The sequence below is a fragment of the Dyella marensis genome, assembly GCF_900112865.1.
Taxonomy (GTDB): Bacteria; Pseudomonadota; Gammaproteobacteria; order Xanthomonadales; family Rhodanobacteraceae; genus Dyella_D; species Dyella_D marensis_A.
The window spans coordinates 1-14,989 of the sequence record NZ_FONH01000011.1 but is presented as its reverse complement, the minus strand read 5'-3'; the positions used below and the strand labels follow the sequence as shown (position 1 = coordinate 14,989).

Below are 14,989 nucleotides of genomic sequence, written 5' to 3'. Positions count from 1 at the left end.
TTCTTAGTAGTTCCCATACCAGATGGTAATCGGCGTTTGCGGCGTGAACTGACCGAAGAAGGTCCATCGAAGCGTTTTTCCGCTTATGTTCCAGGAGAGGCCAAGCGCATACGGTCCATATGGTGTCGAGCCTAATGAGGGCAGCGTTGGTGCAACGATGAACGGCGTGCCCTGGTCGAGAAAGGGAAGATCCAGCGAGCCAGGGGAGCCTGTGAGAGTGACCGTGCCGATAAGACGGGGTGACACATAGGAGAGATCGAGAAGGACGTTGCCCGCGGCATCAAACGCTTGTAGTCCAGTAGCCATCACCACATCCCCAGACGAACGCGCAGGGTTCCATTTCCATCGAACACTTGAATAAGCTGGTTAGTTATCGACAAACGCCCACCACCCGAACCGTTGAGCTCGAAGCTGTTTCCACTCTTGCTGATCTTCCAGCCGCGTACACCAGCTACATAATCAGTCGACTGTATGAAGTCGCCGATCTTTGCATTGTCGATCCAGCCGTCTCCGATCAGGGCTTGCTTGATGTAGGTCTGCCCGTTCTGGATCACGAATGGAGTAGTGATCTGGCCGTTGGTTGAATTGATGACTGCAAACCGATCGGCCTGGAACAAGACCTGAGACTGATAGGAGCCATCGGGCTGCTGCTCCACTCCGAGGCCCATACCAGCGCCATAGATGTGCCCGTCAGCGGTGACCTGGCATTTAACTGTCCATGTGGCGCTGACCTTTCCGTTAAGATCCACAACCGCCTGTGATGTCTGCTGCACAGTGGCGCTTGTGTCGCTCACGGTGGCCTGTACCAGATCTACACGCGACGCCATAGCTCGATCACCATCCTGCACGGCATCAAGCAGCGTCCATGTACCAGCGAAGTGCGAACCGTCACCAGCCCATTCACTTGCGTCACCTGCCATATCCGGCGTGGCGAGCTTTGCACCCTCCAGGATCTCCTGGCCCAGCTGGGTCTGCTCGATCAACCCGGTAATGACCGGCTCATAGTCGGCGGCACTGGCGCTCGCCTGGCCGGGCAGGCCGGCTCCATCGGGATAGAACGTACCGACATTCCCGGTCTTGTCGACCAGGCGTACCCAGAAATAGAACGATGCCCCCGCGGCCAGCCCGTCGATCTCCAGCGAATTCTGCGGATAGGCCAGGTCCGCCATCTTGGTGGCGTCCTGCAGGTTGGCGGTGTTCGAGCGCCATACTTCCGTGCGCTGCGTATCGTCGGTGCCGGCGGGGAAGCTCCATTCCAGATGGATGCCCCACACCTTCGGCGTCGCCTTGAAGGTGGCCACCACCGGCGGCGCTCCCGTCTTGCCGAGGATGTCGGTCGGCGCCGACAAGGCCGGCATCGACACCACGCCGCCAGGACTGACGGCACGCACCCGCGCAACGTAGGAGCCGGTGTAGATACCTTCCACGTCGAGCGACAAGCCCGGGGTACGCCCGGCGCTCACCCACTCGCCATCGTTGCGCCGCCACTCCACCTGGTAGCCGGTAGCTCCGGACGCCGCATCCCAGGAGATCGTCACCACATTGGTGGCGATGCCCTGCGTGATCACCACATGCCCATTGAGCTGCACATTCGCCGGCGGCGCCTGCGTCGAGGCGGGCAGCGAGCTGATCGGCGGGATCTGGATGATCGCGCCGTTGTCGATCGCCGCGAACTTGTCCGCCACGTGCTGCAGCGCCGTGATGGTGTAGCTGATCTCGCTGGAGGACTTGTCCTCGGTCACCGACAGCACGCGATAGGTCTGCGCGGCGAGCGTGTCGCTCTCCACCACCCATACGGCTTCCGCTTCCGGCTGCACCGAGAAGCCCGGCGCGGCCACCGAGAGGCGCACGCCATCGATGGCGGTGATGGTCTGCGCTTCCGATGCTCCGGTAGCCAGCATGACCGTCAGGCGATCGCCCGCCGCCACCTGCTCGGGCGCCTTGTCCACCGTCACCACGGTGCGCGTGGCGTCATGGATGCGCCCGCCCTGTCGCTTGCCGGCACGCGCGGGATCCGTCACGCGGATGATCTGTCCCGGCGCGGCGACGGTACCGTCCAGGCCGACCTTGAAGGTCACCGTGTCGGTTTCCAGCCGCGAGGTAAGCAGCACCCATTGGCCGGCACGCTGCGCCTGCGCCTGCGAAGTGCAGCCAAAGGCCGTAAGCGTAGCCTGTTGGATGCCATAGCGGGCCAGGCCCGTACGGTCTTCCACGTACTCGACCTTGGCGCGATAGAAATCGCTCGGGTCGTTCCAGGTCACCAGCGCGGTGGTATAGCGCGTCTTGCGCGTGCTGGCCGCGTAGGTGAACTGGCCGCCGATCACGTTGGCCGCGGTGTAGGCATACACCGGGTCCGCCGGCATGTCGGCCGAGGCGGTGATGGCGCCGCCGGTCCAGAACGAGATGCCGCGGAACACGCTGGCCAGGTCGCTCAGCAGCTTGTACGCGTCGCTGGCGCTCTGCAGGAACACGTTGCAGGTGAAGCGCGGCTCGGCGCCGCCCTTGCCGTCGCTCACCGGCTGGTCGCAATACTGCGCGATGCGGTACAGCTCCCACTTGTTCACCTGTGCGGCGGTGACCAGGTGACCCAGGCCATAGCGCGGATGCGTGGCGAGGTCGTAGTAGATCCACGCCGGGTTGTCGGTCCACGCCGGCTTGAAACTGCCGTCCCACACGCCGCTGTAGCTGCGCGCCAGCGGATCGTAGTTGTTCGGCACCTGGATGACGCGGCCCCACAGATCGTAGGCGCGGCTGGGGATGTTGCTGAACTGTGCCGCGTCGCCGGAGATGCCCAGCAGCGCGCTGTTCGGATAGCGCAGCTTGGCATCGATCACCTCGGTGTAGCTGTCGATGGTGGTGATGTCGGCGATCGCGGAACTGTTGGCATTCGCCGTGATGCGCGTGACGCGCACGTTCCAGCCGTTCTGCGCAGCGGGAAGGTCGATGCGGTGGCTGCGCTGGTACTTGCTGGTGGTCTTGCCGGTGATCGCGCCGTTGTAGGCGAGCTGCCAGGCGCCGGCGTCGGTCTGCACCTCGATCTTGTACTGCACCGAGTAACCATTGATGTCGCCGTTGGACGTATTGGCATTGGACAGGCCCGGCACGCCGATGGTGATGCGCACCGCCGACAGCGAGGTATTGCTGAGCGAGCGGATCCACGGCGTGCTTTGCTTGAGCTCCACGCCGACATTGATCTCGTTCTCCACCGCCGGGTAGCCAGGCACTTCCTCCTGGTCCTGCGTGCCGGTGCGCGTTTCCACGTGCACGTTCTGGAAGTTGAGCGAGCCGTCCGGATTGGCCAGCGGCGTCTCGTCGAGATAGATCGACTGCAGCCCGTTGACCAGGCCACCGATCTCGCCTTCGCTGACCAAGTCCAGGATGCGGAAATAGGCGATCGAGCGCAGGCTGTCCGGCGACTCGACGGGCGTGCGCTGCTTGCCGCCGCCCTTGGCGCCTTGAAGAGTGGAAGTCATGTCTACCTCTCGTAGAAATTCTTGAGCACGCGGCCGTTGAGATTCACGCCGCCGCCGACACCGGCGGTGGCTGGCGCATAGTCCTCGGCATGGATGCCGGCGGAGACCACGGCGGAGCCGACGATCATCCGGCCGTAGAGTACGGGAACGGGGTTGCCCTGGGCCTGCGTATTGACGGCGCCGTTGAAGACGTAGCTGGGTTGGTTGTCGGGGCGGTCGCCGACTTTGAGGCCCTTGGGTTGCGGCGAGAGCAACTGGACGGCGCCGTTGATCATCATGCTAGCTCCCATGCCATACATGTACGAAACAATGGGGCCAGTCAGCATGCCGAACGGATTGATGTAGGCAATGGCGATGATGGCGGCGCCGAGAATGACGTTAAAGAGACCGCCGTTCTTGCTGCCGATAAGCATCGGGGCAATGCGGATGTCCTCTGACCCGCTCGGCTCGTTGAGCTGTTCTTCTTTCAGGTTCTTCTTTCCCACGAAGATCGAGAAACCAAGGCCGCGATCCTTTGCTTTCAGTAGAAATTCGCGGAAACCCGATAGCTGAGCGGACAGTGCGGCGATAGCTTCCGAGGGCGTATTGGAGTCGAGCGCGAACTTGAACGTTCTGCCGAACTTCGAGCCGAGTACGCCATAGAGGCGCACAGTGCGTAGTTGTTGCATTGAATTCACCGTTCAATAAAAAGCCCCGCTAAGCAGGGCTCTTGTGATTAGGGGCATCGAGTCGCCTCACCTCGCGTGGCGCGCCACTAGCCTCGTGTTCTCGACCCAATAGCCGCCATACACGTCGCGACTGGAAAGCCGCCCATACATGTGATGCAGCATCAAGCCATCGCCGAGATAAATGCCGGCATGGTTAGGCACGAGGTTCCGGCTGCGAATCTGCATCAAGATCAGATCGCCGCATTGGATATCCCCGGCAGCGACAGGCGCGAATCCGGCAGCGGCGAGATTCTCCGTATAGAGATCGGAGCAACCGTCATCCCACCAGTTGTCGTGCCGCACCGGGTCCGGCAACGCCAGCCCCCATTCGCGCGCATACCAGTCCCGGCACAAGGTCCAGCAATCCAGCACGCCGTGATGGAATGGCCGGCCGACCAAGGGCGCTTCGTAGCCGCTCGGCTCGATGCAGGACAACTCGCCGGCCTGGGGCGTGCCATCCATCCCGGGCGTCACCGACACGATCCACCACGGCAACCCGGATGCCTCGCACGCCACCCGGTCGCCTTCCGACGCGCGCGCCGGTGCATCGGGATGCGAATGCATGACGGCAACGATCTCGCCGGCCTCCTCAGCTTCCGCGTAATCCTCGGCTGCGAGCACGAAATGTTCGCTCGGCGTAGTGGCAAGGTTGCGGCAGGCGAGGTAGCGCTCGCGCCCCTTGACCACCACCACCAGTCCGCAGGCTTCGCGCGGATAGTCGGCCACTGCATGGGCGCGGAAGGCATCCAGGGTGGCCGGGTTCATGTGCGCAACAGGCCAGCTGCAGGATAGCTACCGAACGGAACCGGGTTGTTCTGGCCAAAACGCAGCTTGCACGACGACAACCGCCCACCGCACACATCCTGTGCCGGATCGCTGGTCGGCGTGTCATCCGCCTTCGCCACCGGGCCGCCGCTGTAACCGCAGTACGGCCCGCGATAACCGCCGCGCTGCAGCCAGCTGCAGCTGTTGGCGATGATCGTGCGGCCCGGCAACTGCTGCTGCCCGAAGTCCAGCGCGCTGGCCAGCTCGAACTGCACCACCTGGTTGGTCTCGCTGGCCTTGCGCTCGAGGAACCACTTGTCCGGCGGAAACTCCTGCGTGGCATCCGCGGTGGGATTGCCATCGGCGAAGTTGCGCGCGTCCAGGTAGCGACCGAAGGTGCGGTGGCGCACCAGCAGCGCGCCGACCAGATCCTGGTAGGCCAGGCACAGCGCGGTGATGCGTCCGTCCACGTTGCCCACGCTCAGCATCGGCATCGGCGGCTTGTCGGGATTGAGCTCGAAACCTTCGGCCTGGATCGGCCAGGGCGAGTACTCCAGCCCCTGCCACCAGATCGAACCGACCTGCGTATAGCCGTGGAAGCGCAGCACGTCGGCTGCGCCCCCACCGGTAATCGAGCGCGCGTCCAGTTCGAACAGCTCGACCTCCGCGCCGGGCTCCAGCTTCTGGATATCGGCGTAGATGGTCATGGCGAGAACACCTGCTGGAAGGTCGCCGACAGCGTGTAGTAGCCGGCGGCGCGCGGCACCAGCGTGTAGCCGGCGCAGCGGAACAGCGACGGCGCACCCAGTGGCGGCGTCCACTGGAACGAGGCAGCGCCGGCATGGCGATCGAGGAAGTCCTTGATCGGCGCCATATAGCTGCCGTCACCGTCGAAGGACAGCGGCCAGCTGTCCACGCGGTTGTTGATGCCGTCGGTCACGGTCTGGGTATAACCGTCGCCGAACTGCGCGCTGCGCACGCGGAAGGTGGTCTGGCCCTGCGGCTCCACCTGGGGAATCCACCCGAAGACTTCAGGCATGCTGCATCCTCCACAAAATGCCGCCCTGGCGCTGCTCGCGCGCCATGACTTCCTTGACCTTGCCTTCAACCATCGATGCGAGCTGGCGGCCGGCGTCGTCGCTCTGCGCCTGCGTATCGCTCTGCGCGTTACCGTTGGCGCCGACGTTGACGGTGATGCTGATCTGGTTGTTGACCCCGCCACCGCCGCTGCTGCGGCCGCCGCGCACGCCGAGGCGTCCGTCCGGCCCGCGGGCCAGCGGCATGATCGCTTCGGGTCCGGCTTCGCCCATCAGGCCGGTGCCGGTGGCCATGGGGAACAGGGTGGGGCTGTTGACGATGCCGCCGCGGGCGAAGGCACGCAGTGGCATGCCGCTTTGCAAGGCCATGCCCTTGGCGGCCATCGGGCCGTCGAAGAAGATCGACGCGGCGTAGTTGCCCGCGCTGCCACCCGCCATCGGGCTGTAGCCGGGCAGGGCGGTCGAGCCGCCGCCGAACATGCTGCCGATCGCACCACCGATCCAGCTCAGCGCGGTGCCGGCCAGCTTGGAGATCTGCGACGCGGCGATATCGGCCGCCATCTGGCGCAGCATGGTGCGGAAGCTCTTGCCGACGCTCTTGAAGTTTCCGTCCAGGGTGTCGAACAGCATGCTGCCCAGCGAACCGCGGATCCGTTCGCCTGCCTGTTCGGCCAGGCCGACCATGAAGTCGGTGCTCTTGGCTATGTCGCCTTCGGTCTTGCCGGCGTCAGCAGTGGCATCGGCAGCACCAGGCTTCGCTCCGGTCGCGGCACCTGCTGCCTTGTCCGGCGCGGCGCCGGGGGTCTTGGCATAGCCACGAAGAAAAGCAAGCACATAGTCATTGGTGCCGCGGTAGCCGGTGCTCGCCGCATCGCCGAGCGCGGCGGTCGTCGTATCGGCAACACCATGTTTGAGGCTGCCGTAGAGATCGTCGCGAACCTTGATGCGTGCGGTGCGAGCTGCCTTGCCGTCCGCGTTGAAAGCCGCCATGACGTCCTTGGCGAAATCGTCCTTGATCTTCTGCGTTGCCGCGCTGACGGTCTTGTCGGTCTCGCTGGGCTTGGCCGCTTCCTTGGAAGCTTCCTTCGCTGCCCCATCGGCCGCCTTGCCGGCACTCTGCGTCGACTTGGTCGTCGCATCCATTGCCTTCTGCATGTCGCCCAGCGACTTGCTCGCCTTGTTCAAGGCGGTCACGAAATTGTTGAGGCTGTTGCTGTCGATATCAGCCATCGCTGCGTATCCTGTCGAGCATCATCAGCGCTTCCACCTCCCAGCGATCGAGTCGCCGGGCGGTGAGCTGCGTCCAGTGATGGAGTTCGGTATGGGTGAGCGGCGTGGGCAACTGGCCCAGCCACTCGGCCAGGTAGGCCAGTTCCGCCGGGCATGCCGGGCGCTCGGCCAGCTGGGCCGGCAGGCGGCCCAGCTGGCGTTGCACCGCTTCGAGATGCCGTTGCAGCGGCTGGCCGCCCGCGCCGGTGGGGCGGGCCAGCTGCTGCTCCGCCTTCAGCCAGTCGGCGAGCTGGCGAAGGCGTTGCCGAAAAAAGCCGGATCGTCGGCGCCGGCGCGATCGACCAGCTCGGCGATCTGCGGCGCTTCGCGCAGGAACGCCTGCACGTTGTCCGTCACGCACGGCTCGTCGAAGCTCCACGCCGAGACCAGTGCGGAACGCACCGCGAGCGTGCTCTGCTCCAGTGCCGTCTCGAGTTCCGCTTCGCCGGCCTGGGCCAGGCGCGCGACCTGTTGCATCGCGTCGTCGCGCGCCTGGCGGAACGCGTCCGACCAGCGGCTGCGGATCTGCAGCCAGTGCTCGGTGGGCGAACCGTCGGGCAGGGTCAGTGCGATGCGGCGCCCATCGTTGGCGCGCTGGCGGATGGCGAAGGCATCCATGCCGCTCATGCGCCGCTCCGGGTGATGCGCAGCTGGGTGCCGGTCGCACTGTCGTACAGCGCCTGGATCGGCAGCGACAGGGTGATCGGGCCGTCGTTGGCCACGTCGGCCTGGCCGCCGGTGTATTTGATGCGCGGCAGCAGCAGCACGTAGCTGTTGGTGCCGTCGGACAGGGTCAGCTCCAGCGAGCTCTCGGTCTCGCCGATGAACTTGGCCAGCAGCGAGCCGTCCAGGAAGTACGCGGTCAGCGTGCCGGTGAGGTTGCTGCGGCCGATGCTCGGCTGCAGGGTCTTGGCGCTGCCGATCACGAAGCGCGGCTCGATGCCGTTGGCCAGGTCCAGCTTCAATTCGGTCACCACGCCCAGCACCTGGCCGCCTTCCTTGATCGCGCCGCTGAGCGCGTCCATCGGACGGTTGGCGCTGGCGGCGACATAGGTGGCGCCGGCCACGATGTTGGCGTCGACCGCTTCGGCCTGGCCGATCACGTCGAAGGTGACATTGGCGATCGCGCCGGGCTGCACGTCGAAATGCAGGCCGTTGATCTCGCAGCCGGTGTAGCGCAGGTACTGGCCGATGTCGGCGAAGTTGCGCTCCAGGGTGAAGCTGGTGCGTGCGGTGCCGGCCTTCAGCACGTTGGCGTTCCAGCTGCCGCCCAGCGCGGCGGCGAACAGGTCGTCGTAGGCGCCATAGCTCAGCTCGCCCTGCATGTCGCCGCCCACCTGGACGGTGCCGTGGCGCAGGTCGGCGATCTGGCGGTCGCCGCGCAGTTCTTCGGACTGCATGGTGTTCTTGGTGAGGGCGAGCGTGGTGCTCTTGTGGCGCAGCTGGCGGAATGCCGGCGTGGCGGGCGTGGCGCCGTAGGTGGCCTCGGCGATGTAGGCGAGGCTGTGGCGGCTGCCGGTGGCGATGGTCATGCGGTTGCTCCTTGGTGGAAAGAAATGCGTGGCGTGCGGCCGCGCGGGTGGGTCCGAAGCGGACCGGGTCGAACGAAGCGGCGATGCTTCAGCCGTGGTCGGTCCATGCCGTCCAGGCGACGATCACCGACATGCGCAGCCAGCCGTCCTTGTTGGTGACGACGCTGCGGCTGGTGCTGTTGACCAGCACCGGCAGGCCGTTGCCGTCGAGCTGGCGCCCGGCCTTGAAATAGCCGCGCAGCGTGTCGGCCAGCGACAGCAGGCGGGCGATGCCGCCGCCGGTCACGTCGTTGAGGTCGACCTGGAAGGTGCCGGTGTGGCGATCGTTGCCCGCGGCGCCCAGGCTGCCGCCGACGACCGGCAGCGGCAGCATCGATACCGCGGCCCAGGGCTGTCCCGCGGTCGGCGCGAAGTCGACGCCTTCGTAGGCGGTGGGCAGGTTGAGCGCGGCGGCCTGGTAGCCGGCGACGAGCGCGGCATTGATGTTGGTGAAACTCATGGCGGGTTCCCGTGGCGGAAAAAGAAAAACCCGCCTCGGTGGGCGGGTTCGGATGCGATGCGCTGAGATGCGATGAAATGTTGCCGTTGTAGCCAGATTAGGGCTGAAAGCGCGGAAGCGTCACTTCCGCAGCGCAATGCCTGCCGGATGCGGCGACAGGAACAGCGTGCGCTCGGCGATGCGCCGTCGCAGCAGGCCGGGCAGTACGCGGCCGCCGGCATAACGCCAACGCTCGAACTCGGCGGCGGCGCCTTCGGCATCGCCCGCGTTGAGCTTGCGCAACAGCGTGGATCCGGCGAACGCATTGGCGCCGACGTTGAAGACGAAGCTCACCAGCGCATCGAATGACGCCTGCGCCAGCGGCGTGGTCACCAGCGCACGCACGGCTTCTTCGGCCGCGCGCAGGTCCTGGTGCAGCAAACCGTCGGCTTGTGCTGCATCGATGCGCACACCCGAGCGCACCTCCTCACCCGTATGGCCGTAGCCGATGGTCCAGATGCCTGCGGCATCCAGATAGGCGCAGGTGCGCAAACCCTCGAACTGCTTGATCAGCGCGACGCCGAGCGCACTGGTCTTCACCGGCGCCGTGTTCATGCGTCCAGCCTCAGCACGCGCGCCAGATTGCCGCGCGCCATGTGCAGAAGCGCGGCAAGCACGAGCAGGATGCCGAGCTGCCACAGCGTGGTTTCGCCGGGCGCGGCATGGCCGAGCGCGATATGAATGGCCTGGCCGCCGCTGCACACGATCAGCAGCCAGGCGCAGGCCGATACCCATGGGCGGTAGCGCGCATCGGGCGAGCGCCGGTAGGTGATCAGCCGCAGGCAGATCGACGCGGAAGCGAACATGGTGAGCAGTTCGAGCGGGTCACGCATGCGGGCCTCCCCGGCTGCGCAGCCATGCGTCGAGGTCGAAGGTGCGGCCGCGTTCCAGCAGGCCGAGCGTCAAGGTGACGCCCAGTGCCGCGCCGAGGAAGGCCGCCACCCCGGAGGCCTGCAGCGGCAGCCAGCGCATCACCTCCGGTGCGGCGAGGTAGCCGAGCGCAATCGACACGCCCAGGTAGGCAAGGCGCCGCCAGATCGGCAGCTCCTTGGACGAGACGACGAACAGCGTGGCGCCGGCGAACGCGCCGATCAGCGCGTTGCCGTCCACGCCGGGCAGCGACGCGGCGACGCCCAGGCTGGCGGCCGCCGCCATCGCCATGGCGGGTTCGGTCATGAGTGGTCTCCATAAATGCGAAAGGCCGCGCATGGCGGCCTGTGAAGAAGCAGGGGCATCGCGTATTTACGCGTGGGAAGCGCGGCGTGCGTGCCGTTCGCTCATGGGCCCATGGTGAACATTTTCCTCGGAAAGTGCGGAAGCGTCGATTCCGCAGCGATGTTTTTGCAAGGGTGGCGCGTCATGAAAAAGAAAGAGGCCGCACATGCGGCCTCTGCAGAAGATGATGCGATGTGTCGCTTGCCGATCGATCCCACGCTATGCATTTTCCTTGCAAAGTGCGGAGGTATCGATTCCGCACGGCATGGTGTTCATGCCGGCGCCAGCGCGCGTTCCAGGGCGCGTGCGCCGCGCGTTTCCGCGCCGGCGCACAAGGCCAGCGTCCATTCGTATACCGGGCGCCACACGCGGCGATAGCCGGCTTCGTCGCGCTCGATCATCGCCGCGCGCTTGCGATCGCTCACCGGCGTGCGGCCATGGCCTTCGCAATGCTGGCAAATCAACAGGCGATCCTGCACGAACACTTCGCCGCGCCCTTCGCAGTGCGGGCACAGGCTGGGCGTCGCCAGTTCGGCCAGCACGGCCACGCGCACCGCGCGATAGATCGGCCCGACTGCGGGCCACTGGCGCGCCTTCACTTCGTCCAGCGTCTCGGTGGCGCGTTGCAGGGTGGCGCGCTGGCCGGCGCGGGTGCCGTAGGTGCCGTCGATATCGTCTTGCGCCACGTGCAGGGCGAGCTTCGCCGCTTCCAGCTCGCGGCGCAGGCGCATCCATTCGCGCAGCTGGGCCTCGCGCACGATGCGGTCCAGCTCGGCGCGCTGCAGCTGCGCGCCGTCGGGCCACCACACGGTGCACAGCACCTCGCGGGCGAGGCGGTCGTCGATCATGCCCAAGGCGCCGGCGATGTCCTGGGGAGTGAGTTCGGGCTGGCCGCCGTGGTGCACTTCGAAGCGCGCGATCGAAGGGTTCAGGCGGGCCAGGAGCTTGCGTACGTTCATCGAATTCCTCCCTGGTTTGCGATGGATGGAGCGCCGGGAGGGCGTCGGTGATCGGACGTTTCCCGTGGGACAATGATAAGTTTACTTGGCACCGTTTGTCAATTACACTTATCAGAACGACAAGTAGACTTAACGCATGAGTAACTTCGCCGAACGCTTCAAAGCCGCCCGCGAGCGCGCGGGCATTTCCCAGCGGGCCCTGGGCCGTCGCATCGGTTATTCCGGTTCGGCGATCAGCCAGTGGGAAGCTGGCGTCATCGAAGCAGACAACATCCGCGTCGCGGCGCTTGAGATGGCCGCCGGCATCATGGGCGTCTCGGTGCGCTACCTGCGCACCGGCAAGGAGGACGACAGCCGCGGCGAAGTGCCCGACGGCCTGCGCGCCGCCCAGCCGGACGTGCGCCAGCTGCCGGTGATCTCGATGGTGCAGGCCGGCTACGGCCGCGAGGCGGCCGATCCCTATCCGCGCGGCTATGCCGAGCAGAGCGTCAGCGTGGATGCGGAGCTGGCGCGCGACCTGGGCCGGCTGGCCTTCGCGCTGGAGATCACCGGCGAATCGATGCTGGAGGAATTCCACCCCGGCGACATCGTGATCATCGACCCCGCGGTGAAACCGCTGCCGGGCGATTTCGTGGTGGCGCGCATCGAGAGCGACGGCAGCGCCACCTTCAAGAAGTACCGCAACCGCGGCCGCGATCCGGAAGGGCAGGAGATCATCGAACTGGTGCCGCTCAATGCCGACTATCCGACCATCGTGGTCAATGCGGCGAACCCGGGTAGCATCATCGGGACGATGATGGAGCACCGGCGGCGTCGCCGGCGGCATTGAGTTGTGGTGCGGGCTTGCCGCAGTCTCCACCCACTCGTCATTCCGGCGCAGGCCGGAATCCAGTGGCGAAGCGCTGCAGGAAGACGCGGGCGCCGCGGAGCCGGCCTTTCTGCTCTACGCGACGACCCTGCGATAACGCCACTGGATTCCGGCCTGCGCCGGAATGACGCAGAGGTGGCCCTAACCGCCCCCCGCCAGCATCGCCTTGATCTTCGCCATATGCGACTCGGCCGTCTCGCGCACCACTTCCTTGTCCGCTTCCGGATCCTTGCCCTGCCAGTGCAGGTCGTCCTGCGGCAGTTCGTGCAGGAAGCGGCTGGGCTGGTTGCTGTGCACCTCGCCGTAGCGCTTGGTCTTGGACGACCACGACAGGGTGAGCATTTCCTTGGCGCGGGTGATGCCGACGTACATCAGGCGGCGTTCCTCGTCGACGCGGCCTTCGTCCATGGCGCCGTCGTGCGGCAAGGTGCCCTCTTCGCAGCCGACGATGAAGACGAAGCGGAACTCCAGGCCCTTGGCCGCGTGCAGCGTCATCATGCGCAGTGCGTTGCCGGGCTCGTCGCGGTCGGCGTGGCTGAGCAGGGCCAGCTGCGCGGCGAGGTCGCCGGTGGTGCTGTCGTTGCGCTGCATGGCGCGGAACCAGTCGGCCAGCTCGCGCAGGTTGCCCAGGCGGCGCTCGCGCAGCGCGGCGTCGGTGGTGCTGGCGGCGATCTCGCTGGCGTAGCCGGTACGCTTGAGCACGGTCTCCACCAGGTCGGCCGCGCTCGCATGCAGCGAAGCGCTGCGCAGCTCATCCATCAGCGTGGTGAAGCCGGCCAGCGCAGCGGCGGGGCGCGGCGAGAGCTGACGCAGTACGCCGTCGCTGCGCGCGGCATCCAGCAGCGAGGCATTGCGCGTCTGCGCAATCTGGCCGAGCTTTTCCAGCGTGGTCGCGCCGATCTCGCGCTTGGGCACGTTCACCACGCGCAGGAAGGCGGCATCGTCGCTGGGGTTGGTCAGCAGGCGCAGATAGCAGAGCAGATCCTTCACCTCGGCGCGGTCCAGGAAGCTCAGCGCGCCGGTCAGGTGATACGGCACGCGCGCCAGGCGCAGCGCTTTCTCCAGCGGACGGGCCTGGAAGTTGCCGCGATAGAGAATGGCCATCTCGTGCCAGCGCGCCTTGTGCTTCTCGGCGAGGGTGACGGCGATGGCGGCGACGCGTTCGGCCTCGTGCTCGTTGTCCTTGCACTCCAGCACGCGGATCTGCGCACCTTCCGGGTGCTCGCTCCACAGTTTCTTTTCGTGCAGGTGCGGGTTGTTGGCGATCAGCTTGTTGGCCGCGCGCAGGATACGGCGGCCGCAGCGGTAGTTCTGTTCCAGCTTGATCACGCGCAGGGACGGCCAGTCCTTGCTCAGCTGGTCGATGTTCTCCGGGTTGGCGCCGCGCCAGGCGTAGATGGACTGGTCGTCGTCGCCCACGCAGGTGAAGCCGCCGCGCTCGCCGGCCAGGGCCTTGAGCAGGCGGTACTGCGCGTCGTTGGTGTCCTGGTATTCGTCCACCAACAGATAGCGCAGGCGCTCGCGCCAGGCGGCGCGGCATTCCTCGTCGCTCTCCAGGATGCGCAGCGGCAGGCGGATCAGATCGTCGAAGTCGACCGCATTGAACGCGGCCAGGCGCGCCTGGTAGAGCGTGTAGATCATCGCCGCATCCATCTCGCGTGGGCTGCGCGCGGCGGCAGTGGCTTCTTCCGGCGAGAGACCGGCGTTCTTGGCCCGGCTGACCAGGCTGCGGATGCCGAACAGCACGTCCGGCTTGGCGCCCTTGGGCGCCAGTTCCTTCAGGATCACTTCGCTGTCGTCGGCGTCGAGCACCGAAAAGCCCTTGCGCAGGCCGGCGCGCGCATGCTCGATCTGCAGGAACTTCAGGCCCAGCGCGTGGAAGGTGCACACGGTGAGCGCGGCGGCGTCCTCGCTGCTGATCAGCTTGGCCACGCGCTCGCGCATTTCCTTCGCCGCCTTGTTGGTGAAGGTGATGGCGGCGATCCTGGACGGGGCCAGGCGGCGGCGCTGGATCAGGTAGGCGATCTTCTGGGTAATCACGCTGGTCTTGCCGGAACCGGCGCCGGCGAGGACGAGCAGGGGGGTGTCGCAGTGCTCGACTGCGGCTAGCTGTTGCGGGTTGAGCATGCGAGGTGCGCGCGGCGAGTGGCGGATGGCGATCTTATCAAATGGCGCTTGGCGCCATGGGGCCGCCTCGGCGTGCCCGCTTTTTTGCTCGTCATCCCGGCGTAGGCCGGGATCCAGTAACGACCACGTCTGATTGTCGCGTTGCGCGCAGCTTTGTCTCGCCGTAGGCGAGTGTTTCGTGCCGCTGCCGCGGCCCGACCTACTTTCTCTTGCTTGCCCAAGAGAAAGTAGGCAAAGAGAAGGGCACCCTGCACGGCGCCCTCCGCAGCTTCGCTGCTGCGGGTACGTGAGGGCTGGCCGGGCTTTTTGACGGGACATCCATGTCCCGTCAAAAAGGCGAGGACTCCTGTCCTCGCCCCCTTCGGGGCCTGATCGTCCAGCCCTCACCGCCGCGCCAAGGGGGTTGCAGATCAAAAGCCGAAGCAAAAGCGCACAAGCGGAATGCCGCGGCTGCGCCGCGTGCTCTCGTTCAATCTTCGCGAGGATCCACACCTCCCTC

General features: G+C 66.1%; 17 protein-coding genes. 1 reads left to right on the top strand and 16 read right to left on the bottom strand.

The features are described 5' to 3' along the window. Positions 1–3: 3 nt before the first annotated feature. From BM172_RS22220 to BM172_RS14305, 15 genes are all read right to left on the bottom strand, one after another. The gene (locus BM172_RS22220) at positions 4–306 is read right to left on the bottom strand and encodes a hypothetical protein (protein ID WP_143096525.1); all 303 of its coding nucleotides are present in this window, start codon (positions 304–306) and stop codon (positions 4–6) included. Continuing rightward, positions 306–3,473 (bottom strand): TipJ family phage tail tip protein, encoded by a 3,168-nt coding sequence (locus tag BM172_RS14370; protein WP_026635004.1) that lies wholly within the window; start codon positions 3,471–3,473, stop codon positions 306–308. Before BM172_RS14370 ends, BM172_RS22220 begins: the two co-directional genes overlap by 1 nt. Before the next feature lie 2 nt (positions 3,474–3,475). Then, positions 3,476–4,141: a tail assembly protein gene (locus BM172_RS14365; RefSeq protein WP_197022862.1), complete on the bottom strand. Its 666-nt coding sequence runs from the start codon at positions 4,139–4,141 to the stop codon at positions 3,476–3,478. Positions 4,142–4,207: 66 nt separating this feature from the next. Further along, positions 4,208–4,945: a C40 family peptidase gene (locus BM172_RS14360; RefSeq protein WP_026635003.1), complete on the bottom strand. Its 738-nt coding sequence runs from the start codon at positions 4,943–4,945 to the stop codon at positions 4,208–4,210. Then, positions 4,942–5,652 carry a phage minor tail protein L gene (locus BM172_RS14355; protein ID WP_026635002.1) on the bottom strand — a complete coding sequence of 237 codons (711 nt, stop codon included), beginning with the start codon at positions 5,650–5,652 and terminating at the stop codon, positions 4,942–4,944. Before BM172_RS14355 ends, BM172_RS14360 begins: the two co-directional genes overlap by 4 nt. Continuing rightward, entirely contained in the window at positions 5,649–5,984 is a 336-nt protein-coding gene (locus tag BM172_RS14350) for a phage tail protein (RefSeq protein ID WP_026635001.1), read from the bottom strand. Before BM172_RS14350 ends, BM172_RS14355 begins: the two co-directional genes overlap by 4 nt. Beyond that, the gene (locus BM172_RS14345; RefSeq protein ID WP_026635000.1) at positions 5,977–7,212 is read right to left on the bottom strand and encodes a phage tail tape measure protein; all 1,236 of its coding nucleotides are present in this window, start codon (positions 7,210–7,212) and stop codon (positions 5,977–5,979) included. The genes BM172_RS14350 and BM172_RS14345 overlap by 8 nt, the downstream gene beginning before the upstream one ends. Continuing rightward, positions 7,205–7,417: a phage tail assembly chaperone gene (locus tag BM172_RS14340; protein ID WP_026634999.1), complete on the bottom strand. Its 213-nt coding sequence runs from the start codon at positions 7,415–7,417 to the stop codon at positions 7,205–7,207. The genes BM172_RS14345 and BM172_RS14340 overlap by 8 nt, the downstream gene beginning before the upstream one ends. A 68-nt stretch (positions 7,418–7,485) precedes the next feature. Continuing rightward, on the bottom strand, positions 7,486–7,878 hold the full coding sequence (locus BM172_RS14335) for a hypothetical protein (protein WP_026634998.1): 393 nt from the start codon (positions 7,876–7,878) through the stop codon (positions 7,486–7,488). Beyond that, positions 7,875–8,783: a phage tail tube protein gene (locus tag BM172_RS14330; protein WP_026634997.1), complete on the bottom strand. Its 909-nt coding sequence runs from the start codon at positions 8,781–8,783 to the stop codon at positions 7,875–7,877. The genes BM172_RS14335 and BM172_RS14330 overlap by 4 nt, the downstream gene beginning before the upstream one ends. Positions 8,784–8,871: 88 nt before the next feature. Then, positions 8,872–9,282 (bottom strand): phage tail terminator-like protein, encoded by a 411-nt coding sequence (locus BM172_RS14325; RefSeq protein ID WP_026634996.1) that lies wholly within the window; start codon positions 9,280–9,282, stop codon positions 8,872–8,874. Between the two features lie 120 nt (positions 9,283–9,402). Further along, positions 9,403–9,876, bottom strand: coding sequence for a lysozyme (locus tag BM172_RS14320; RefSeq protein ID WP_090423593.1), 474 nt, complete (start codon positions 9,874–9,876; stop codon positions 9,403–9,405). Continuing rightward, positions 9,873–10,154: a phage holin family protein gene (locus BM172_RS14315; protein ID WP_026634994.1), complete on the bottom strand. Its 282-nt coding sequence runs from the start codon at positions 10,152–10,154 to the stop codon at positions 9,873–9,875. The genes BM172_RS14320 and BM172_RS14315 overlap by 4 nt, the downstream gene beginning before the upstream one ends. Continuing rightward, entirely contained in the window at positions 10,147–10,497 is a 351-nt protein-coding gene (locus tag BM172_RS14310; protein ID WP_026634993.1) for a putative holin, read from the bottom strand. The genes BM172_RS14315 and BM172_RS14310 overlap by 8 nt, the downstream gene beginning before the upstream one ends. 311 nt (positions 10,498–10,808) lie before the next feature. Then, complete coding sequence (locus BM172_RS14305; RefSeq protein WP_035323203.1) at positions 10,809–11,495, bottom strand: DnaJ-like cysteine-rich domain-containing protein; 687 nt, start codon at positions 11,493–11,495, stop codon at positions 10,809–10,811. Positions 11,496–11,631: 136 nt separating this feature from the next. Between BM172_RS14305 and BM172_RS14300 the strand changes: the two genes are divergently transcribed. Beyond that, positions 11,632–12,324, top strand: a complete 693-nt coding sequence (locus tag BM172_RS14300; RefSeq protein ID WP_026634991.1) for a LexA family protein — start codon at positions 11,632–11,634, stop codon at positions 12,322–12,324. 180 nt (positions 12,325–12,504) lie between these two features. Here the strand turns inward: BM172_RS14300 and BM172_RS14295 are convergent, their stop codons facing one another. Then, positions 12,505–14,490 carry a UvrD-helicase domain-containing protein gene (locus BM172_RS14295; protein WP_026634990.1) on the bottom strand — a complete coding sequence of 662 codons (1,986 nt, stop codon included), beginning with the start codon at positions 14,488–14,490 and terminating at the stop codon, positions 12,505–12,507. Positions 14,491–14,989: the final 499 nt, after the last annotated feature.